Source organism: Ktedonosporobacter rubrisoli, assembly GCF_004208415.1.
Taxonomy (GTDB): Bacteria; Chloroflexota; Ktedonobacteria; order Ktedonobacterales; family Ktedonobacteraceae; genus Ktedonosporobacter; species Ktedonosporobacter rubrisoli.
In genome coordinates this window covers 996,673-1,017,817 of the sequence record NZ_CP035758.1, presented here as the reverse complement: position 1 = coordinate 1,017,817, position 21,145 = coordinate 996,673, and the positions used below count along the sequence as shown (strand labels likewise).

18 protein-coding genes are annotated in these 21,145 nt (G+C 50.9%); 8 read left to right on the top strand and 10 right to left on the bottom strand.

The window, feature by feature from the left end:
* The first annotated feature begins 276 nt into the window (after positions 1-276).
* Positions 277-1,743, top strand: coding sequence for an AAA family ATPase (locus EPA93_RS04665; protein WP_129885926.1), 1,467 nt, complete (start codon positions 277-279; stop codon positions 1,741-1,743).
* 39 nt (positions 1,744-1,782) lie between these two features.
* Here EPA93_RS04665 and EPA93_RS04660 read toward each other — a convergent pair whose 3' ends face one another.
* Positions 1,783-2,022, bottom strand: a complete 240-nt coding sequence (locus tag EPA93_RS04660) for an MBL fold metallo-hydrolase (RefSeq protein WP_129885925.1) — start codon at positions 2,020-2,022, stop codon at positions 1,783-1,785.
* Between the two features lie 300 nt (positions 2,023-2,322).
* Between EPA93_RS04660 and EPA93_RS04655 the strand changes: the two genes are divergently transcribed.
* The 5 genes from EPA93_RS04655 to EPA93_RS04635 all read left to right on the top strand — a co-directional run bounded on the left by EPA93_RS04655 (position 2,323) and on the right by EPA93_RS04635 (position 11,433).
* Positions 2,323-2,874, top strand: a complete 552-nt coding sequence (locus EPA93_RS04655; protein WP_129885924.1) for a YbaK/EbsC family protein — start codon at positions 2,323-2,325, stop codon at positions 2,872-2,874.
* 256 nt (positions 2,875-3,130) lie between these two features.
* Positions 3,131-5,338, top strand: coding sequence for a sensor histidine kinase (locus tag EPA93_RS04650; protein ID WP_129885923.1), 2,208 nt, complete (start codon positions 3,131-3,133; stop codon positions 5,336-5,338).
* Between the two features lie 33 nt (positions 5,339-5,371).
* On the top strand, positions 5,372-5,839 hold the full coding sequence (locus EPA93_RS04645) for a response regulator (RefSeq protein ID WP_129894433.1): 468 nt from the start codon (positions 5,372-5,374) through the stop codon (positions 5,837-5,839).
* Positions 5,799-6,941 (top strand): sensor histidine kinase, encoded by a 1,143-nt coding sequence (locus EPA93_RS04640; RefSeq protein ID WP_129885922.1) that lies wholly within the window; start codon positions 5,799-5,801, stop codon positions 6,939-6,941. Before EPA93_RS04645 ends, EPA93_RS04640 begins: the two co-directional genes overlap by 41 nt.
* Positions 6,942-7,626: 685 nt before the next feature.
* Positions 7,627-11,433 (top strand): protein kinase domain-containing protein, encoded by a 3,807-nt coding sequence (locus EPA93_RS04635; RefSeq protein WP_129885921.1) that lies wholly within the window; start codon positions 7,627-7,629, stop codon positions 11,431-11,433.
* Between the two features lie 118 nt (positions 11,434-11,551).
* Here EPA93_RS04635 and EPA93_RS04630 read toward each other — a convergent pair whose 3' ends face one another.
* From EPA93_RS04630 to EPA93_RS04600, 7 genes are all read right to left on the bottom strand, one after another.
* Entirely contained in the window at positions 11,552-11,794 is a 243-nt protein-coding gene (locus EPA93_RS04630; protein ID WP_129885920.1) for a hypothetical protein, read from the bottom strand.
* Positions 11,787-12,371, bottom strand: coding sequence for a TetR/AcrR family transcriptional regulator (locus tag EPA93_RS04625; RefSeq protein WP_129885919.1), 585 nt, complete (start codon positions 12,369-12,371; stop codon positions 11,787-11,789). The genes EPA93_RS04630 and EPA93_RS04625 overlap by 8 nt, the downstream gene beginning before the upstream one ends.
* Positions 12,372-12,505: 134 nt before the next feature.
* Positions 12,506-12,880, bottom strand: a complete 375-nt coding sequence (locus tag EPA93_RS04620; RefSeq protein ID WP_165422872.1) for an ester cyclase — start codon at positions 12,878-12,880, stop codon at positions 12,506-12,508.
* Between the two features lie 50 nt (positions 12,881-12,930).
* Positions 12,931-13,791: a class I SAM-dependent methyltransferase gene (locus tag EPA93_RS04615; RefSeq protein WP_129885917.1), complete on the bottom strand. Its 861-nt coding sequence runs from the start codon at positions 13,789-13,791 to the stop codon at positions 12,931-12,933.
* 499 nt (positions 13,792-14,290) lie between these two features.
* On the bottom strand, positions 14,291-15,559 hold the full coding sequence (gene rho, locus EPA93_RS04610) for a transcription termination factor Rho (protein ID WP_129885916.1): 1,269 nt from the start codon (positions 15,557-15,559) through the stop codon (positions 14,291-14,293).
* Positions 15,560-16,344: 785 nt separating this feature from the next.
* On the bottom strand, positions 16,345-16,869 hold the full coding sequence (locus EPA93_RS04605) for an ATP-grasp domain-containing protein (protein WP_165422871.1): 525 nt from the start codon (positions 16,867-16,869) through the stop codon (positions 16,345-16,347).
* Positions 16,773-17,657, bottom strand: coding sequence for a D-alanine--D-alanine ligase (locus EPA93_RS04600; RefSeq protein ID WP_129885914.1), 885 nt, complete (start codon positions 17,655-17,657; stop codon positions 16,773-16,775). The genes EPA93_RS04605 and EPA93_RS04600 overlap by 97 nt, the downstream gene beginning before the upstream one ends.
* Positions 17,658-18,266: 609 nt before the next feature.
* Here EPA93_RS04600 and EPA93_RS04595 point away from each other — a divergent pair.
* A complete protein-coding gene (locus tag EPA93_RS04595; RefSeq protein WP_129885913.1) occupies positions 18,267-18,863 on the top strand; it encodes a TetR/AcrR family transcriptional regulator in 597 nt (198 codons plus the stop codon).
* A 164-nt stretch (positions 18,864-19,027) separates the two neighbouring features.
* Here the strand turns inward: EPA93_RS04595 and EPA93_RS04590 are convergent, their stop codons facing one another.
* On the bottom strand, positions 19,028-19,447 hold the full coding sequence (locus EPA93_RS04590; protein WP_129885912.1) for a tautomerase family protein: 420 nt from the start codon (positions 19,445-19,447) through the stop codon (positions 19,028-19,030).
* 300 nt (positions 19,448-19,747) lie between these two features.
* Between EPA93_RS04590 and EPA93_RS04585 the strand changes: the two genes are divergently transcribed.
* Positions 19,748-20,362, top strand: a complete 615-nt coding sequence (locus tag EPA93_RS04585; protein WP_129885911.1) for a TetR/AcrR family transcriptional regulator — start codon at positions 19,748-19,750, stop codon at positions 20,360-20,362.
* 106 nt (positions 20,363-20,468) lie between these two features.
* Here EPA93_RS04585 and EPA93_RS04580 read toward each other — a convergent pair whose 3' ends face one another.
* Entirely contained in the window at positions 20,469-20,948 is a 480-nt protein-coding gene (locus EPA93_RS04580) for a hypothetical protein (RefSeq protein ID WP_129885910.1), read from the bottom strand.
* Positions 20,949-21,145: the final 197 nt, after the last annotated feature.

Below are 21,145 nucleotides of genomic sequence, written 5' to 3'. Positions count from 1 at the left end.
GCCCCACCCACCCACCCGAGAAGAAGGGAAAATGGGGCACGCCCCATGCCCCGGCAGAGGACTGGCTGTCCTCTGATACCTGTCCCCCGGATAGGGATACCTCTCTCCCAGAGAGGGTGCCCTCTCCAGTGGAGAGGTATCTCCTGCTTCTCTAAAAACTAAATAGCCCTGCTGCAGACCGATGTAGTGTTGACAGAGAAGTACTGAGCCGCTATTATAGACATAACCCTGTTTTGTACCTTCTTCAATAGAGCTCAGAACTCGAAAACGTAATATATGAATAATAAAGCAAAAAACGAATCCATCGGTACTGAATTCCTCGTAACTCGTAAGAATGAAGCCAGTTCCTCCTCTCTGCCGATAACATTTCACATGCAGGTGCAGCGGCTCGAATTGCTCACCCGCGCATTGCGAATGCTCTGGCACGAGCTTGAACTGGATGGAGAGCCGCTGATCTTTATCCCTCCCGTACGTAGCATGTATTTTGAGCACCATCCTATGCTGCTCGATAAGCTGGTTGCCAGTGGCCAGCAACGCAAACGACAGCCTTTCGGTCAGCTAGCCAGTTGGCGTCGCCTTGAGTCGCCTCCATCAGCATATCAGATCGCTAATGTGGAGCAGAGCGGAAGCCTGCTTAAAAGTAATATGCAGGAGCGTGCCGAGCCGGGCGACCGCCATACGATCCCCGATGTCCCAACTGGCTGGATCTGCTATCGCTTTACCAGTGGCTGGACAGCCCTCTCAGTCTATTTCGATTATGACAACAATGATAATAATGAAGATGATCGCCTGGTAGCCTTACCGGCAGGGCGTCAGGATGAATGGCTGGCATTTCTAGACTTGCTGGATTCCCTGCATGACAAGATTGTGCGCGGCAAGCGTAAGGGCGAGATTGTTATTGTTGGTGGCGATGATGATCTGGCCGAGGTGATAGAGAAAACCAGCTTTGATGATGTGGTCCTGCCACAGGAGACGCTGGACCAGGTTGCTGCTCAGCGGCATATCTTTGACCGCAAGATGCTGAGCCGCTATGCAGCGCTCCACGTGCCGCGCTTGCGCAAGGTCCTGCTCATTGGTCCCCCGGGAACTGGCAAAACAACGCTCTTAAAGGCCGAAGGTGCGCGACACGCTAAAAGAGGTGGCCTGGTAATCTATGTCTGCGGCTCTCCTGCAGATCGCGGGGATACCTCGTGGCGCCGCCTGGCCTCCGCCTTGCGCGATGCCCAGCGCAACAACCTGCCAGCGCTCGTGCTAGTTGAGGACTTTGAGATGTTTGTATCGGATCAGGAAGAGCTACAAACTGTGCTCAATACCCTCGATGGGGTCGCGACGCCTGATAATCCGGCGGGAACGCTCTTGCTCGCGACTAGCAATGATCCCGAACGCATCGATCCACGTATACGAGATCGGCCAGGACGTATCGATGCCATGATCGAGATCGGGCCGGTCAAGGATGCCGCGCTAGCAATTCGCTTCTTGCAACGCTTTCTGGGCTCGACCTATCGCGAGGAGGAGCATGCTTCTCTTGTGCCAGCGTTATTGGGGCAAGTAGGCAGCCATTTCCGTGAAGTCTGCATTACCGGGGCTATCTATGCGCTAGAACAGGGACGCGAGCATGTGTTACGCGCCGATCTTGTGCGCGCGCATGAGGTAATTCTCAAAGGGCGAACTGCGGCGGCCGATTTGGATCGCTTTCAACCCTCCCCGGCCCGCGAACGAGGTCCTTTCCCAGGACGCAAGTAGCTGGCCGGCGCTGCAAGTGTGCCTGATAGACAATCTCGGCTATTTGTCAGTATCAAGCGTCTCGCCAGGCTGCATGACATGAAGCGTCAGGCCAGCCATATGGCGGGTCGCCTCAGCTAAAGCCTGCTGTGTGCCGCTGAGTACTTGTGTAGGGATAATATCCTTGACCCCCAGCAGCTCAATATGTGGCCCCAGCGCAAAATGGTCACCGATAGGTAGGAGGGCCAGTTGGAGCCTATAGATTTTCCCGATCAGCTGCATATCTCCAAAGACAGCCATCTCGCCTCAAAATAGAGGCAACCACCTTCGCGCGATTCCAGAACATGACCGCAGGTCTCACCCCCGTAAACCCGGCCACGAGGAGTAGGAATGCCGGAGCTATGGAGCGTATGGTAGTAAGGGCTATGGACGCTTGACCCTCTGAGTCAGAAGCGCACCGCCGAGAAATAGCCCGGGCTAGTAATTATGGCCTTTTGTTGCGGATTGATGACTGAAGCCGATAAATAGTATAGCACGTCAGCAGTTTTGGGGCTTGTCGGAGCGGGCTCATTAGGATAGGATGGTGAATAGGTTAGAAGAATGCAACTAATCGATGAGGTCGCCAGTATCTTAAGACAGAAGCCCACAACGCAACTGGAGGCAGTGATGGCTAAAGAAGCACGTACTATGGCGATGCGTTTTTTAGACGCCCGCAAGATCTCTTATATTGTGCATCGTTTCCCTGACACAATTCGTGATGCTGAACAAGTGGCCGCTGAACTTGGTATGGACCCGGCTCAGGTATTTAAAACCCTGGTGGCCTTGCGAGAAGATGCTCCTCAATCCCATCCACTGCTCGTGATGGTGCCGGCTAATCAGCATATTGACCTGCGACAGCTTGCCCGAGCCGTAGGTGCCAAAAGTGTAAGGATGGCCAGCCACGAGCAGGCCGAAAAGTTGACAGGCCTGAAGGTCGGCGGAATCTCGGCTCTGGCCCTGCTCAATCGCCCGTTTGATGTGTATCTCGACGAGCACGCGCGAGCCTTCCCCCAGATTATCGTTAGTGGCGGACAGCGCGGCATCGATCTGCAATTAGCTGTAGACGAGCTGCTCAAGATCACTGGCGCCAGCCTCATTCAAGCCACGGCTTGAGGCACAAGGGCTGAAGGAAATAAATGCCAGAGGAAGAAAACTTGCTTGTCGCCATAGATCAAGCAAGCAAGCATATGGAGCGTAAGTTGACTTATAATAGGCCTGGCCTTTCGGCTCTAAAGGTAGGCCAGGTGGGGCTTAAGGAGTCCTACCGGCGCAGCGTAAACTTGTCGAAAGTGAGCAGGAATGTTATAGTAAATCGAGACAATTATAGAATAGCTTATAATTTTATTAGTTCGGGAAAGGGCATGTTAGTATGAGCGGGGATAGCCGCGAAAACCCTCTTGTCCCCGGGGAAGAGCCATTTCCTCACTCTTCAGCGCCGTCTGAAATCTCCCAAAACAAGGAAACGCCGTTTGCTCTTCTGCGTAGAGAGCAAGAGCAATTAGTTTTGGGACAACAGATAGGGGATATCGGGAGCTTTGAGTGGGATATCCAGAATAATCATATCACCTGGTCACATGAGCTAGAGGCCTTATATGGCCTGCCTGCTGGTGGCTTCACCGGCAAGTATGAGCAATGGGTACACCTGATCTATGCCGATGATAGGCAACAGGTGCAAGAAAGTTTGCAGAAAGCGATAAATGGGGGTCCTGCGCTCCAAGCCGAGTTTCGGGTCATATGGCCAGATAAGAGTATACATTGGTTGCTCGCCAAGGGAAGTATTATTTTCGATAAGGCCCGTAATCCATTGCGTATGAGCGGGATACATATAGATATTACTGAACGCAAGGAAGCTGAAGAGCAGCTGGCCTGGCAGGCCACACTGCTCCAGAGTGCCCATGATGCATTTATCGTCAGTAACCAGGATAACAAAGTGCTCTTCTGGAATAACGGGGCTAGCGCGCTCTATGGATGGACCGAGCAAGAAGCGCTCGGAAAGCCGCTTTATACGCTGCTCCACACGATTTTTCCGTTGCCATTAAAAGAAATACAGCAGATTCTTAGAGAGAAAGGGACCTGGGAAGGCGAGCTTATTCATACCCGGCGCGATGGAACATATCTCTTTGTCTCCAGCCGTTGGGTAATGCTGGAGCAGAGGGGAAGAAGAGCGATTACCGTATTAGAGGTCAATCGAGATATTACCAGCTTCAAGCACAGCCTTGAGAATATCCATTTCCTTTCCGAGGCCAGTAAGCAGCTCTCAACTTCATTAGACTTTCGCAAAGCGTTGATAGAAGTTGCCCGCCTGGCTGTGCCGGTGATGGCCGATTGGTGCCGCGTTGATCTGCTTGATGAAGATGGAGTAATGCGCCAGGTAATTACTGTGCGCTCGGGCTTGCCAGAAACCACGGATGCCGAAGAAGCTTTGCCAGAGCAAACCCCGATGATCATTGCTAACATCTTGCACAATGCCAGGCCTGAGCTCTATCCTTTTGTCTCCGAAGAGCTACTTACCAGGATGGGCCATAAAGAGCCTCAGCTGGCCTGGCTACGACAGGTGGAGGCCCATTCTGCCATGTTTGTGCCCTTGATCAGTCAGGGCGAGACGCATGGCGTATTGAGCTTCCTGGTGACAGAAACGCGGCGCAACTATACAAGAACTGATCTTGCAACGGCTGAAGAACTGGCCAGTCGCATGGTGCTCTCGTTGGAAAACGCGCGCATCTATCAGGATTTGCAGAATCTCAACGCCAATCTAGAGACGCTCGTCGAGCGTCGTACGGAGACGCTAAGACAATCAACTGACGCATTGCAAGCCCTCAATGCCGAGCTGCAGCGTAGCAATCAGGAATTACAAGATTTTGCCTATGTCGCCTCGCATGATCTGCAAGAGCCACTGCGCAAAATTCAGGCCTTTGGCAACCTGCTAGAAGAGGAGCATGGGCCGGAACTCGGAGAAGGAAGGTCCTATCTTGACCGCATGCGTAAGGCGGCCTCACGCATGCAGGTTTTGATTAATGATCTGCTCACATTTTCGCGCGTGACAACCAAAGCTCTGCCCTTCACCCCGGTTGATCTGCAACGTATTGCTCAGGAAGTGGTTGACGACCTGGAAACCCAGATCCAGCAAACGCGGGCAACCGTGCAGCTTGAGGATCTGCCCACCATCCAGGCTGACCCACTCCAGATGCGGCAGATGCTCCAGAATCTCATTGGTAACGCGCTTAAGTTCCGCAAGAAAGATACTGCGCCTGTCGTCAAGGTTTACGCCCGCAAAATACGTGACGAAGCGAGCGAGGAGCAGCCAGCGGAGCTGCCGCTTTGCCAGATCTTTGTGGAAGACAACGGCATTGGCTTTGACGAGAAATACCTGGATCGTATCTTTACAGTCTTTCAACGCTTACATGGGAGGAGCGAATATGAAGGGACCGGTATAGGCCTGGCTGTTGTGCGCAAAATTGCAGAGCGACACGGCGGAACGGTTACCGCCAGAAGTGCTGTAGGGGATGGGGCTACTTTTGCCGTAACATTACCCATTGGGCACGAGACGCAAGGAATAGAAGAAAAAGGAGATCAGTAAGCTATGGCTACTGTCCAGCCAATTGTAATCCTTATGGCCGATGACGATGAAGATGATGTACTTCTGACACAAAAGGCCTTGAAAAAAGGTAAGCTTCTCAATGAGCTCTATTGTGTGCGCGATGGAGAAGAGTTGCTGGATTATTTGCTCCATAGGGGGGAATATGAGAATACTGAGAAGGCTCCACGCCCCGGCCTGATCCTTCTTGACTTGAATATGCCACGCAAAGATGGGCGCGAGGCGCTTAAAGAGCTCAAATCTCATGCCGAGCTAAAAGACATTCCTGTCGTCGTTTTCACTACCTCTAAGGCTGAAGAGGATATCTATCGCTCTTACAAGCTGGGAGTGAACTCGTTTATCACCAAGCCGGTGACGTTTGAGGCGCTGATCGAGGTCATGCAAATGCTGGGCAAGTATTGGTTTGAGATTGTGACACTGCCGTTTGTAGAGAAAGGTATGTATGGAAGTACGTCCAACGAAAGTTCTACTGATCGAAGATGATGAGGATGATTACATCCTCTTGCAGCGCGTGCTGGCCAAAATTCCAGGCGCTCACTATGAGGTAATCTGGGAGGCCTCCTATGAGGCCAGCCTACCTCATATGCTGGCTGGCGGTCATGATCTCTGCATGATAGATTATTTGCTGGGTCCCAACAATGGAATTGAGCTGCTCAGGGAAGCCAGAAAGCAGGGATACGCCCTACCAATTATCTTACTGACCGGTATGAACACAGGCCAGATCGATATTCAGGCTTTGCAGGCAGGCGCCGATGACTATATTGCCAAAAGTCAGCTTGGCGGCGAGCTGCTGCATCGTGTAATCCGCTTTGCTATCGAGCGTAAAAAAGCCGAGCATGAGCGCGAGAATTTGTTGCGCGAGCAGATTGCCAGTAAGGAACTTGAGAAAAGAAAGAACGAATTTATCAGCATGGTGACGCATGAGCTGAAAACGCCTCTCACCAGCCTGAAGGGTTTTGCGCAATTGCTGCATCGGCGCTTTGCCAGGGGCGAGGATGAGAAGGCAGCTATGCTTACTGCTCACATGGATAAACAGATCAAGAAGCTGACGGATCTGATTAATGATTTGTCGGATGTTACAAGGATCGAAGGGGGGACGTTCCAGTTCCGCGAGGATAATTTCGATTTTGATACGCTGGTCAAGGAAATTGTAGAGGAGCTGCAGCTGACGAGCGAGAGCCATACCCTGCGTATAGAGGGCTCGACGCACGCTAGCGTCTGGGGCGATCAGGAGCGTATCGGTCAGGTTATTATTAATTTTCTTACCAATGCTATGAAGTATGCGCCCGATACGGATCTTATCCTTATAAAGGCGTACGCCGATGCACAAACGGTGACGCTCTGCGTTCAGGACTTTGGTCCCGGCATCTCTCAAGAACAGCAAGAGAGGATATTCGATCCTTTCTACAGAATAGAGGAAGCGGCACAGGCAGCTAAATCTGGGCTTGGGCTCGGGCTCTACATTGCCGCTGAGATTATTCATCGGCAGGCAGGTCAGATCTGGGTGGAGAGTGAAGAAGGCAAAGGAGCCACATTCTGTTTCAGGCTTCCACGTAATCGAGAGCAGCTAGCTCCACATACATAGCTCAGCTCTCGCTCTTTTAGGCTAGCCTGCTCAGCGCGCTGGGTTGGCACGATCGTTTGCGCTCTCTTCTTTTCACCAGGCAGTTTGGGAATAAGCTGGAGAATCCTACCCTCCCCTGGACGGAGGCGTTTTGTGTCTTGCCGGGTTCTGAGAGATCTTTCTCTCAAACCCTCTTCTCTCCTATTACCTGTAAGCTCGCTTGTCACCTGTAAACCTGCTTCAGGGCGGCATTTCGGGCAAATGGAGAATTTCTTGCTTTACTATCTTTTCTCTTATTTCCTGCACTTATTTTGCCTGCAAATATTGAAAAAGTAATCTAGCTAACAGCAGATCTATAGTTGATGTGCTAAATTCTGATTGACTTCGATAGATATATATGTATGTATGATTTGTTCAAGGGGGAACTATGTATCTACAGCCTGAAGGGGATTCTTCCTGGCCTATTAATTATCAGCATGCCAAAAATTCTCTCACTATTTCGTTTCAGCTCCGCTTAGATGTTAGTCCTGATTTTGCTCTCAGCGGTATTTCACCTCCTTCAAGCAAGTTTATTGAATGACGAAGGCTCCTCCTACCCTGTTATTTCTAAAGTTCAGGGCCGCTATAAATAATCAAGCCTTAACTTTATTGTTAAAAACATATATGTGATTCACCTACGAGCAAGAAAGAAGGGCTTTGTTTTGAGATGAAAGATGATCTTGACTCCCAGATTCCTGCCGATTGGCAGCGCGGTGATCGCATTCTGACTCACCATGAGATAATGTATGCATTGGGGGAAGGGCGAAAGGGTGTTGTCTATAAGGTTCATCACCATGGTTGGGGTGTCGATCTGGCTGCCAGGGCTCTTAAAGCAGATTTATTGGCTGAACCAGGGATGCGCGAAAGCTTTCTGCATGAGATACAGAGCTGGGTACAGCTTGGGCTGCATCCCAATATTGTGCAATGCTACTACGTCCAAACGCTGAAAACAGGACCCTGGATCTTTACTGAGTACGTGGATGGGGGCAGTCTGGCGGAATGGATTCGCAACCACCGTCTCTATGCCGGAGGACAGCAACAGGCGCTAGAGCATATCCTCGATGTGGCGATTCAGTTTGCCTGGGGCTTGCATGCAGCCCACGAGCAAGGGCTGCTCCATCTTGATGTTAAGCCGGCCAACGTGTTGCTGACTGCAGAGAGGGTAGTGAAGGTAACAGATTTTTGCCTGGCACGTTTGCCTGTTATTTCTGGAGAAAGAAAAAGCTCGGGCAAAGCCCAGAAGGAGCAGATCGGTACGCGGGCCTATTGCTCGCCAGAGCAGGCGGCAAAGCGGACTTTGAGCCGTAAGGCCGATATGTGGAGCTGGGCCGTCTCGATTCTACACTTGTTTGCCGGAAATGTCACCTGGCAGAGAGGGGCCGCCGCCAGAAATGTGTTGGAGGATTATCTTCAACAGGGGCTTGTTCACCCTTCTATTCCGCTGATGCCCGACGCGCTGGCGTCCTTGCTGCGTCAGTGCCTACAGGAGCGCGTTGAGGCCCGCCCGGCGAGTATGCTGGAGGTAGCTAATAGATTGCTGGATATTTATAAGCATGTAGTTGGCTCTGCTTATTTCGGTAGTTATCTCTCGCCCTTTGCCTTTCTTGCCGATCATCTCAATAATCGCGCAGTCGCCCTCACCGATCTTGAGGCACCCGCTGCTGAGCCGCAAGCTGCTCCTACTGACGATCCAGCAACTTCGGAAAATGCGAGCCCGGCGGCCCACGTCGGGCGCGTCGCGATCGCTCCAGCGAGCCGACAAACCACCTATGCCAGCTCCAGGCAAATGTGGCAACAAGCTTTAGAGGCTGATCCAAATCATATTGAGGCATATTATAATCTGGGCCTTCTATCCTGGCGGCAGGCCGGCCAGAGCGATGAAGCCCTTATCCAGCATTTAAGCGGTGTTGCCATCCCTGAATATAAACGTGGACAACTGGGGTGCATGCTGGCCCAGATCTATTTAGAGCAGGATAATCCCACGGCAGCCCTCACTTTATTGAAGGATATAGATGAGCAATTTCCTGAGAATGCCGGTGTGCAACGCTTACTAGAGATCGCTCAGCACTACATGAAGCTGCGCAGAGAGCATCTGCGTGCCTTGCGTAGCGAGGCGGAAAGCTTTATAGATGTAAGCCGGGATGGCAAATTTGCCCTCTCGCTTGAACGTTACGTTCAGCCCGCTCACCCGGAACCGGCGCAAGGAGGTGAACGCAGCCCCGCGCTTTCACCTTCCGGCTCTAGCCGCCCAAACCGATCTGCTGAATTTGCCCTGGGCATCTGGAACGTAGAGATGGGGCGCAAATTGCATAAAGTTTCGGTGCATAGTCAGTCCTTGCCCGGTAGCATCAGCCCGGATGGTCGCTTTGTGCTCTACCCTCATCAGAGCGGTATGCTGCGCCTATGGAAGATCGCGACGGGCCGCGATCTGCGTATTCTCCCAACCTCTGGTTTTTGGGCTGCCAGCTGGAGCTATGATGGCCGTTTGCTCCTGATAAGCGATGCAGATGGTGCTGCTCAGTTGTGGGAAGTTGAGAAGGGTCAGTGTCTGGCTACGCTGGATTGGCAGGGCAAGGCTATGGGGCTGAGCGGAGATGGGAGCCTGGCGGCTGGCTATGCTGAAGAGGGAATCGTCCTGTGGGAGGTCTCCACGGCTAGCATACGGGATCATTTGCCCGAAACCGCACAGGTCACAGCCCTTGATCTCAGCTCTTCTGGAGATCTGCTGTTTGTCGCGAACGCTCAAGGTGAGCTGAAATTGTGGGACGTCGCGGCGGGTCAATGTCTCCAATGTATCCAGGTGAGCGGACAGATCCAGGCTATCAGCCTGTCTTCTTGTGGCAAGTGGGCCTGCTCAAGAGATGAACGGGGCATTACTCGTCTGTGGGAATTGGCGAGTGGGCGCTGCCTACGTACTTTTGCGCCCGGCTGGTCAGGCAAGATGTTAGATGATGACTTTATTGCACTTCTGGGCTCGGAAATTATGCTCATACGTCGGCTCTACGCGATGACGTTCGCCGGCACTTTGCAGCTTGCGCGCCTGACCGTTTCCGCTGAGGCTGCGCGCGTAGAGATGCAGGCACGTAGCCTGCTCTATCAAGCCGGGATGGCGCTATGTAACAGTCAGTTTGCCGAGGCGCTCAAGGCTCTGCAAACTGTGCGTGCCTTGCCCGGCTATGAGCGCTCTCCCGCTTATATAGAGGCCTGGCAACAGCTTGCACGCTTCTGTCAGAGGCGCAGCCTGCTTACGCATCGCTTGCTCCAAACTCTTGATGAGCGCGGGCCTTCTTCAGCGCTTGATCATTCTGGCTCTATCAAAGCTGCCTGCTTAAGTTCTGATGGGCAGCTGGCCTTCTCAATGCGTATGGATAATGAAATACATATATGGGATATGAAAAAAGGGAAAAAAATAAAGACTTGTGTACACGATGAAATGGGGCATTGGGATAGTAAGCTAGCGTTGAGCTTGAGCGGTAATGGACAATTATTTCTTTCCAGTCGTGAGGACGGAAACCTGCGCTTATGGCATGTAAAGAGCGGGCAATGTTTGCAGACAATTGGGGATGCCGAAAAAGTCCTGGCGATCAGTCTCTCTTTTGAGGGGCGTTTTGCTTTTGCCGGACACGCGGATGGTACGCTCTCGCTGTGGGAGACGAGCCGTGGCCTGCTTGTGCATAAGATGCAGGGTTTCCATTATGGGCCGGCATTAAGCGTCTATGTAAGCTCTGATGGGCGCCTGGCTATCTCTGGTGGTGAAGATAGCTGCGTCTATCTCTGGGATGTAGCCGCTGGAAGCTGCCTTTGTGTTTTGCCGGGTCATCGCGGGGCAATTACCAGCGTCTATCTGAGCTTTGACGGAAGCCTGGCTGTCTCGGGGAGCACTGATGGAACAATCCGCGTATGGAGAACGGCTGACGCGGAATGCCTGGCTATTTTGCGTGGCCATGAAGGAAGCGTGACCTCGGTTTGTCTCAGCTTTGATAAGCGTATTGTGGTTTCTGGGAGCAGCGATAAGACGCTGCGCATATGGGATGTGGCCAGTGCTGAGTGTATAAGGGTGGTTGAAGGGCATAGCGATGTGGTGACTGCTGTGAGCTTGAGCGCTGATAGGCGGCTTGTGCTTTCGGGGAGCGCTGATGGAGCGATGAAGCTCTGGGAGCTCGATTGGGAGCTTGAGGCGCATGATCTGATGCCCTGGGATGATACGGCTTTGCCCTACCTGAGCACTTTTCTTACCTTGCACACGCCCTACGCCGGTGAGCTATCGGCAGAGCGCCAGCCCACGCAACAAGAGCTACTGAAATGCTGCCAGCGGCAGGGCAAGCCTATCTGGAATGAGAAAGATTTTCAACGGTTAATATGGAGCCTGCAATATGCCGGCTATGGCTGGCTACGGCCAGAGGGCGTGCGGCGCAAGTTAGGTGCTCTAACTGCCGGATGGCAAGGGCTGCTTGCCAATCCTGGCCCAGATTGAGGAGCTGTGCGCAAGCTTGCCGAAAGGAAAAAATTCCCCTCAGCATCCACTCCCTTGCTGTTGGATGCTGATCCGGCAACTCGTTGGGAGGGCTATCGGCTTGCGCTTGTCGAGAGGGTTAATGAGTATTTCCCGCATCATCTTTGATTTCTTTGGTCTTACCAATCAAGACAAGCCCGACTATCAGAAGCACAATCCAGATGATTAAGGGGCCTATCCCATCGGGAATAATCCCGAAAAACCAGAAGACGACTGGAGCATGCGAAAAGAGACTAAACAGTGGACGGACAATCCCCGATAAACTCGCTAAGGCGATAACAATGCCAATAATACGTAAGGTATCGTTAGTAGTTTTACTCATCAGAGTTTCTCCTCGTTGCTAAATCGAATGTGGTAACTATCTCTTGAAGCAAGGCTGCATTTTCAGCTGCCGAGTTGTGAAGAACTAATTGGGCTGCGGTATCGATGGCGCTGCGCAGAATTGTGGCCATCAACTGACGATCAAATTTGCGAAAACTTCCATCTATCTGCTGGCCATAGGTGAATATTTCGATCAATGGCTGATAAATGTCGCCACTCGTATCTTGAAAGATCGGGTTTCCTTCCCTATCGCGAGCATTCAAAATGATGCTGGTGGTAGCAACCGCAGCAGTGCGGTTCTCTGCGACAAAGGTGAGATTGGTTTCAATATAAGAGCGAAGTACCTCAGCTGCTGAAGTATCCAATCGCATATGAGCGCCCATATACTCAGCTGCTCGCTGATAAAAGTCTTCCACAATAGCCCGCAATAAGCTGGTTTTTTCTGGAAAATGATAATGGATGACGCCCTTGCTGACCCCAAGAGCAGTAGCCACTTCTCCAATCGAGAACTGAGCATAGCCCGATGTCGCTAGTATCCTGATGGCTTCTGCGATAATGCGCTGTTTCGTCTTTGCCATGCTTCTATTTTAGTACGATCGTACTAAAATGTCAAGGACAATTCGCTAGTATTGCTGTGAGCTTGAGCGCTGATAGATGGCTTGTGCTTTCGGAGAGCGCTGATGAAGCGATTATAAGTGCGGTTTACAAAGTGCTAGCCCTCTTTTCTCCATGTTTCTGCTCCCCAGTGCTCGATCACTTTTCCCTGAGCGAAACGAAGCATATCGATAGTTTCGCGCTCAATTTTTTTCCCTCCTGGTTGTGTACTGTACCAATGGAGACGCGCGGCAATAGCATTACCCTCTGCGATGCAATCTTCGATAGTCACGCGCAGATTAGGCAGAGCCTTTCTGGCTCCTAGAACAATGTGTTTAAATTCCTCGGGGCCATCTATAGTGAGCCAGGGCGGTCGTTGATGATCAATGTATGTAGAAGAGAAAAGCGAAGCAACCTCAGAAAGATCGCCAGTTGTGAAAATATTTACGATCTTTTGCATGCTCTCTTTGGTATTAGAAGCTGTATCTGTCATGTCCGCCTTATCCTGCTTTCTCTGAACCATACAGTTTGTGAGAGAACAAATTACCGAGATGGGGGATGGCCCCAGAAGGTGAGCAGATCCCAGGTGGTCACAAACCCAGGCTGCTGCATCTCGGCGAGCGCCTGCTCGTAGATGGCTTCGTAGTCAGTGGGAAGCCGTATCCATTTGCGCAGGAATGGCAGCCCTGTCCGAAAAACATGGCGCATATCCTGGATCATAAGCTCTCCTTGCGCGGTATTTGCCTGATAGAGCATATGTATAGGCTGTTTGTGTAGCGTTCCTATTCCTTGCTGGCGCAATGGTGGCTCTATATGACCGAGAAAGCCTTGCTGTCGGGTGGTAGTGAAATGGCCTGCATGCGCACCTGCACGTAGAAGCAAGTCCCTGAGCTGGCTCAGGGCAGGGGTGTTACATTCGAAAACCTTCCCTTCCGTTATACGGATGGTGCCTCCCTGGCGGCAAACGCGGCTCATTTCCCAGATCATCTTTGGCCAATCCCAGGTGCGCAAAAAGCTCATCCCCAGACGCAAATTGACCAGATCAAAGGAGCCTGTCCGAAACTCTAGCATCCGCAGAGCATCCATCATCGAGAAGTGGAGGCGATCTTCTAGCTGAGCAAGTGAAGCTTGCTTACGAGCATATTCGACCATGCGTGCGCTGACATCCACACCTTCCAGGCGCTTGATTCCAGGATATGTTAGGGCAAGTTCGATAAGCCAGTTTCCTGGCCCTGAGCCTATATCGAGTACGGCCTGCAAACTTGCCGGGTTGGACTGTTCAGTTAGCACTCCGCCCATCGCCGTAGTAAGCATTTTATCTTGCAAGCAAAGGCGGGTCAGCTCTTCTTCGTTGGCCCGATTTTGCACGAAATAGGTGCTGGGATGCTCTTTTGGTTCTGACATTCTTCATTCATATTTATGTTAATTTATACGGCCTTAAGTACAGGGCACATCCTTAGACCTTTATGAGGAAAATATGTCTCTCAGTATAGCTTTGCTCGCCAGACTTGTCTAGTATTCTGTTGTGTATATGGATGCTATTGATGGTTCATGGATGCCCTGTTAAACGATTGCGCATATCACGAAGCCAGAGCAGCGCACTCAGACAGTGACTTTGCCAGCGCGGAAAAGGGAGAGTCTTTCTTTGTGTGGAAATGTCAGATCTTATCTGAGGCATACTGTAAGTAGCGCAAAGTCTGACCTTTCATAGCGGGGTAGTAGCAGCAAAGAGGACATTTGAGGCATTCTGGAGCAAGAGTGATAGGCCCAAAGGTCGTTTGGGCCATGCTAGTTCAAGAATAGTGTTACAAGCGGGGAAGCGCCAGAGCAGGCGCGAAGGTATTATATCATAGAATAACCTCAAATATATAAAAACTTTTAGAGTAAGACTTTAGATAACGCTTCATTTGAGTGCAGCTTTAAGGGTAGCAAGAAACTCCATGTTATTATGGGTTCTGGACATACGCTGTAAAAGGGCCTCGGTAGCTTCCTGACCGTTGCGCCCAGGCTGATCGGCTAGCGCTGAGAACATCCGGCGCATAGTCACCACAGCGCGCAAGGTCTTCTCTTCGAGCAAGAGCTCTTCGCGGCGTGTGCTGGAGAGAGATATATCGATAGCCGGGAAAATGCGGCGCTCGGCCAGCTTACGATTGAGGACAAGCTCCATATTGCCGGTACCTTTAAACTCTTCGTAGATCACGTTATCCATGTGGCTCCCGGTATCGACAAGACAGGTAGCGATAACTGTAAGGCTGCCGCCCTCTTCGATCTTGCGTGCAGCGCCAAAGAAACGCTTGGGTGGAAATAAGGCACTTGGATCAAGGCCGCCCGAGAGTGTACGCCCGCTCGGTTGCACAAACAGGTTGTAGGCACGGCTCAGGCGTGTAATGCTATCGAGCAGTACAACCACATCGCGTCCGCTTTCCACAAGGCGCTTAGCGCGCTCTAAGACCATCTCTGCGACCCAGATGTGGGCCTCGGGTGGTTCATCGAAGGTGGAACTGACAAGCTCGGCCTTTACCGATTGTTTCATATCGGTGACTTCCTCGGGGCGCTCGCCAATCAGGACAACCATGAGATGAACATCTTCATAGTTCGTGGTGATAGAGTTCGCGATAGTTTTTAACAGAATAGTCTTGCCCGCCTTAGGAGGAGAGACGATTAAGCCGCGCTGACCTCGGCCAATAGGAGCGATAAGATTAATCAGGCGACCGGAGAGGTTGGAGCCTGTCGTTTCCAGGTTGAGAAGTTCACGCGGCGAGATGGGGGTCAGATGGTCAAAGTATGGACGGCGTTTGCCCGTTTCGGGGTTCTGCCCATTGATGGCTTCGACGCGTAACAAGCTGTAGAACTTCTCGTTATCGCGGGGAGGCCGCACCTGCCCAAAGATCATATCGCCTACGCGCATGCCGAAACGGCGAATCTGCGATTGTGAAACGTAGACATCTTTATTGCCTGGCAAGAAATGTTCCTGCCTCAGGAAGCCAAATCCCTCCTCAACTATATCCAGGACGCCTGCACTGAACATGTTCCCCTGCTGCTCGGTGTAGGCCTGCAAAATTCTGAAAATAAGCTCTTGCTTCTTCAGCGTGCTGTAACCAGAGAGTTCGAGATCGCGGGCCAGCTCTCGCAACTCGCTGACAGTCCTTGCTTCTAACTCAGTGATATTCACGGTATTCAGGCGCGATTTCTATTTGAATACGCCTATTCTCCTTTCTACCTTTTCCTATAGAGGTTTTTAAGATTTGTGGGAAATAGCCTGTAATTATAGAGAACAATTTTCACCCTTTTTGAATCTTTTGTGGCATTGCGTGAAGGGCAAAAGAGGTACAGCCCTTCTACAGCATAGATTGCACGGGTTACTACTAAATGGGAGAAATACCTGTCGCGGAGTCAGCATTAGTATAACAGCATGTACCACAGAATGTCAAGTGCAGAACCTGCAGCTAACTGAATGTAATCTGCCTTCGCCTATTCTCCTCTCCTGCCGCTGATAAAATGTCTCATGAGCTTCTGCCCGTTTGCAGAGCTAGCAATTGGCGAGCTTCTTATGCAGAACTGACTTTGGTCGCAAAGGGCCCTTTGCGGTGGAGCTGTGTTTCCCCAGAGTATGATCTGTTTGGCTTTTATGGGCAAAAGCTGGCCAACGAGTAAAGAGTTTTTGCCATGATCCCCGGCTGATGTGTTTTTGGCAACGCAGGCTATTTGATCTCCGCGCCTGGTATACTTCTTCCCCATTTCAGGATATGGCGCTATGCATTTGATTGCTAAGATTCATTATAGCTGATCTGTGGCAAGAATGCTACGTGTTGATGAGGCTATTGTTGATTCCTGGCGGGCTTAAAGCTATATTAAGATGCGAAAAGAGCATATGAAGTCGGGCGGATAGCTCATTTGCAGGCTCATGAAGCACAACGTTGTGCTTCATTGAGTAGAATTGAAAGCTAATTTTGACGGTCAGAGATGGTGCTTCAGCCGGTACTGTACGTGATCTACCATTTCTCCTATAGCTGCCCAAGTTGGTCCAAGATCCTGCCAATCGAGGTAATCGTAACCTGATGGTACAAAGAAGTCGGTAAGGAATTCCAGCAGGGCTTGCAGCGGTGGTGTAACTCCTGGCCGACCGCGCTGAACGATGGTTTGCAGGGTGGTGAGCAAATCCCCTTCCAGGTAGCGCATACGCATGCCGGTACGATATCCAGGGCTGGGCATAAGGGGCTCTTCGTTGGCCCATTGATAGACCAGGTAGGGAAAATCTATGCCCGCGCGTACGGCTATCTCGACGCCCGAGGTCAGGCGAGGATTGATCTCCATCAAATACGGCTTGCCACGGCTGTCGCGCCGAAACTGGATCTGCGAGTAGCCTTCGAGCCCTATTTCTCTGATCAGGCGCTCGGCCTGTGTGGTGGTATCTGTGGGTAGCTCGATGCTTTCTCTATAGGTGGAGACTCCCCCAATGGCGGGTGCGCGCGCCTGGTCCATTGGGCGAAACGAGCATAGGTTTGGCCACGTACATAGAACAGGCTGATAGATTCCTGCCGCCCACTGAGAAAATGTTGGAAAAGGACGCTGCCTCCTGCTGCAGTTAAATCGTTTACCGCGCGCTGGGCTTCTTCGGCGGTAGTTACCAGCTTACAGGTGAGTCGGCTTCCTTGCCCTTCGCCCCATAGCCAGGATTCGGTTGGCTTGACCACTGCGGGCAAGCCGATTTCCTTGAGCGCAGCCTTAACATCGCCAGGGCTTGTGATCTTTACTCCTCGGGGAACGCCAAGCCCAAGGTTTTCTGCGATGGCCAGAGTACGATTTTTATCGATGGCGATGGCCAGAGACGCTTCTGTTGGTAGGGCGAGGCGTGTGCCCTTTTTCTCAATTTCCTCGCGATGTTTGCGCAGTACGGCAATGGTTCCGTCTGAAGCGCTGATCAAGACGCGTGCGCCATACTGGTCGAGAAAGTGCCTTAAGGCGCCGAGGAAGGGCTCTGCGCGCTGCTCATAAGCGGGGACAATCCCGGCTTGCTGACACCAGCGTGAGGCGAAGGTAGGTACATGCTTCGATTTTTCCATGGCGCTGGTCGTCTCCAGGGCCGCAACCCGTTTGCCTCGGCGTCCCAGAGAGCGCGTTGTCATCAAGGCCTGGCGCAATTTAGCATCAAGGATAACTGCGTCATATGTCACCCGGCCTCTGTGCAGCGGAATCCCTGCCTGGGATGCTTGCAGGTCTTCCACTATATCATGTACTCCTAATATATTGTCTTCAGAAGAGCTTTTCATAATTCTCCTACATTTTCATCGGTTTAATGTATCGCTCTCTTACCTATTAGGATCGGTATTACTACCTATTTTAATCAGTCCTTAATAGAGAATTAAAGGCTTTTATCTCTTTATTACCTAATTTTAATTATTTCTTAATAAAACATTCGCTGAGATTATGCTAAATAAAATACAAATGTATATAATAATACAAAATAATATATTAATCTAAAAAATAATGTAATGCTTGTAATTTATGGTTATGTCTTTTAAGGAGCTGTGTTCCTGTTGCTTAAGAGTGGAAAGGGCTTATTCGCTTTTCCTGCGTTTATTGCTGCTTATTCATTATGCTGCATCCATCTCAGCAGGTATTACCTGGGGTAAATTCTGCTCTGCAGGCTCATCGAGCTGACGTTGATAAGCAGTTGGACTGTGGAGGGGGAATTTGCAGGAAAGCTTGGATCGTTTAAGGCCTGGTATGGCAAAAACTTTATAGTGGTAAATCGTAGATTGCGACATGTACGAGAGCCGTATTGAGGTTTTGGGCCGCGATTGCTCTATTGATGTTCTATAACTATTGGGGTATACTCCCTCAGGAACAGAAGATCATAGCAAAGCCAGGGAGAAACAATGTCCGTAGTAAGCAATAGCGCTGATCCACGCGTGAAGCGGACCCGGCAATTGCTCTTGCAGGCGTTTATGGCGCTACTCAAAGAGAAGCGTAACATCCATTCCATTTCGGTACAGGAGATAGCGGCGCGCGCTACTGTTAATCGGGCCACGTTCTATGCTCACTTTGACGATAAATATGCACTTTTAGATGCGTGGATGCGTGAGAAGTTCCGACGCTCGATTTCAAGTCAGCTTGCGGCTACGTCTACCCTGCAGCGCCATACCCTGTATAGCCTGATCCTTGATGTATTCAGGTTTCTGGCCCTCTTTCGCGATTATATCAGGCCGGCTGATAAGCAGTTTGAGCCCTTTTTTGAAGTCGCTGTACAGCAAGAGCTCTGCGAGGTCCTTCTGATCTGGTTGAAGCGCGCTGCCGACGAGATCCCCATTACCGAGGAGACCATAAAAACCACGGCCATGGTTATTAGTTGGACCATCTTTGGCCCTGCCGCCCAATGGAGCCGGGAGCCACGAACCATTCCTTTGGAAGAGATGGCCCAACATGTCTTGACGCTGGTCATGGCTGCTTTGTCCCCAGTTATCACTATCACCTGATGGACGCTTGCTTACCTCTCCTCTCTGGCTACATGCTTTCGATGATTGGATAGAAAGCAAGACTAAAGCTGTACTCAGTCCTCTCTAAGGGCGGATTGAGCACAGCTATCTACCTCATTATAAAGAGCTCTATCTGACCGGGTATCAGTTTATGGGCTCTCTAGTTACTGAAGGTCAGGAATGGCGAAAGCCGGGTTCTCGGATTGCAAGAACCCGTTGTTGGCAGCATTTTCTAGCGGATGTTCCTGCAGGAAGATCAAGATGTCGCGCTTGTCGCTGATCTGATACACTTCAGCAACTGCCTCGGTAAGATTCTGTATCAACTTGCGCTTGGCATCCAGTGGCAGATTTGGCGGAGCAATCATGCTTAAGACAGGCCTGACAGGCTCAGGATTAAGGAGCACGTGCCCGTCACTTGTGCTCAAATCCGTGTGCCCCCCGTTTCCAATAGCGTACTCACGAATATACACGCGGTCGTCGGGCAAGTGATAGGCTGCATACATAGCAGCTATCGTCTTTTGCACGAGTGCCCTTTTGCTGGTTGCGTTAAGCCCTTCTGGGCTCTCAATAAAAAGAACTGGCATTAGTGTTGCTATCCTTTCTTAATTTACCTGGTCATTGAGTGAGGAATTTCCTCTCAGCAGGCTTGGTGGGCGCTTCACTCACGCGTAAATGAAGGAGCCCTGGCTATGTCCTCTTCGTGTGGACAAGGTTAGCCTGCCGCGCTATACTATATAGGCGACATAAAAGTCGCTTACCTTGGTATTGTACGACTAAAAAGACATAAAAGTCAATGGTTTTGCGTCGTTTTAGTCGTTTTTCTTGAAGATTAAGGAAAAACAAAATCTAGTGCCATTGTTGGGAAGGAAGATTTGGAGAACTCTATGGATCAGCAGAAAGAGGGACGACCTGTCGTGCGACGAGCGCGAGGATTGCAGCGGATCGCTTCTATTCTTGATGCGGCTGAAACCGTCTTTGCGAAAGAGGGCTTTGATTCTGTCACCACTCATCAGATTGCGGCTCAGGCCGAGATTTCGCCCGGCTCATTGTATCAGTTCTTCTCTAATAAAGAAGAGATTGCCCAGGCTCTGGCGGCCCGCTACATTGAGGAACTCCAAGGTGTCTATGGCACTATTTTTTCACTGGAGGCAGCAGCGCTGCCCTTCTCCCAATGGCTCGATCAGGTTGTTGACGGCTTGATTGCGTTTCATCTGGCTCATCCTGCCTTCGACATCTTGTTTGATGCGCCACCTTCCTTAGCCGTAGCGGGTCTGACGCAGCAACTGCCTAAAGAGCTCCAGGCCCGCTTTGAGCTTGGCTTTCAGGTACGTGCCCCCCACCTTCCTGCTAAAGAGCGTAGACTCAGTGCGACTATGAGCGTCCAGCTCTTCAAAGCGGTTCCGAGGCTGATACTTAAGGCTGAGGAAGCTGAACGGAAAGTGCTGATAAATGAGTTGAAAACCCTGTTGCAGCGCTACCTTGAGCCTTATCTTGCTTGAGTGGCTGATGGTTTCCGCGAACCCTTTCAGGTGGACGAAAACCAGTTCTGATTGCTCTATGGAAGCTTTTCCGCGCTATTAGTAATTTTTGCCGGCTAATCTCTTGTTAGCTGGCTGGCCTGCTTCTTCGCTGAATTACCAACGCTCTGGTTGCAGAGATGCTCAGACAGATGAAGAGGATGGCCCCAAGGAGCACCCAGCAACCCCAGGTGTAGAAGAGTTGGGAATCTGCTGTCCGCCCCTGTATTGCCGATAAGATCGGCCCGGTGCCAAATTTAAGGAATACAAGGTCAAGTATATATATGAGAATAAGTAGAAGCAGTCTTGGTATCTTTCTTCCCCACTTAGAAACGAGGGCCAGAGCGACAAAGGCTCCGGCCCAATAGAGCAGGCTTGGGAGCGCTACTAGAAGGAAGATTCCTATACTCGCGTGTATGGCCTGGTTAAAATCCTGAATGAAATTTACATATGCATGGTTCAGCCCTGACAAAAGCCCCCAGGCAAAGGCCGCGTATCCAAGCCACCTGGTTGGCGTTCCCAGTTCGAACTCTCTTGCCCTCTCTGGTGCGACAAACGTTTTTGGCATAAATAATCTCCTCTCACGTAAGGTGCGTGAATTTTGCTTACTGATCGAATGGCGACAAAAGTTTTTTCTTGATATATCAGCATTTCTAAGGTTAAATATAGGCTTCAAATATCATAAAACAGTTTTCGATATGTCGTAATAAAGTTTTCGATATGTCGCAAAGTGGTCATAGTTCTACTGTGCAAGAAACTCATAGA

Coding starts and splice junctions, on each gene's coding strand:
- EPA93_RS04645 (WP_129894433.1), top strand. CDS start 5,372: ATGGCCGATGACGATGAAGATGATGTACTTCTGACACAAAAGGCCTTG.
- EPA93_RS04665 (WP_129885926.1), top strand. CDS start 277: ATGAATAATAAAGCAAAAAACGAATCCATCGGTACTGAATTCCTCGTA.
- EPA93_RS04590 (WP_129885912.1), bottom strand. CDS start 19,447: ATGCCAGTTCTTTTTATTGAGAGCCCAGAAGGGCTTAACGCAACCAGC.
- EPA93_RS04640 (WP_129885922.1), top strand. CDS start 5,799: ATGGAAGTACGTCCAACGAAAGTTCTACTGATCGAAGATGATGAGGAT.
- EPA93_RS04630 (WP_129885920.1), bottom strand. CDS start 11,794: ATGAGTAAAACTACTAACGATACCTTACGTATTATTGGCATTGTTATC.
- EPA93_RS04600 (WP_129885914.1), bottom strand. CDS start 17,657: ATGAAAAGCTCTTCTGAAGACAATATATTAGGAGTACATGATATAGTG.
- EPA93_RS04625 (WP_129885919.1), bottom strand. CDS start 12,371: ATGGCAAAGACGAAACAGCGCATTATCGCAGAAGCCATCAGGATACTA.
- EPA93_RS04580 (WP_129885910.1), bottom strand. CDS start 20,948: ATGCCAAAAACGTTTGTCGCACCAGAGAGGGCAAGAGAGTTCGAACTG.
- EPA93_RS04605 (WP_165422871.1), bottom strand. CDS start 16,869: ATGGACCAGGCGCGCGCACCCGCCATTGGGGGAGTCTCCACCTATAGA.
- EPA93_RS04585 (WP_129885911.1), top strand. CDS start 19,748: ATGGATCAGCAGAAAGAGGGACGACCTGTCGTGCGACGAGCGCGAGGA.
- EPA93_RS04660 (WP_129885925.1), bottom strand. CDS start 2,022: ATGGCTGTCTTTGGAGATATGCAGCTGATCGGGAAAATCTATAGGCTC.
- EPA93_RS04620 (WP_165422872.1), bottom strand. CDS start 12,880: ATGACAGATACAGCTTCTAATACCAAAGAGAGCATGCAAAAGATCGTA.
- EPA93_RS04615 (WP_129885917.1), bottom strand. CDS start 13,791: ATGTCAGAACCAAAAGAGCATCCCAGCACCTATTTCGTGCAAAATCGG.
- EPA93_RS04595 (WP_129885913.1), top strand. CDS start 18,267: ATGTCCGTAGTAAGCAATAGCGCTGATCCACGCGTGAAGCGGACCCGG.
- EPA93_RS04650 (WP_129885923.1), top strand. CDS start 3,131: ATGAGCGGGGATAGCCGCGAAAACCCTCTTGTCCCCGGGGAAGAGCCA.
- EPA93_RS04655 (WP_129885924.1), top strand. CDS start 2,323: ATGCAACTAATCGATGAGGTCGCCAGTATCTTAAGACAGAAGCCCACA.
- EPA93_RS04635 (WP_129885921.1), top strand. CDS start 7,627: ATGAAAGATGATCTTGACTCCCAGATTCCTGCCGATTGGCAGCGCGGT.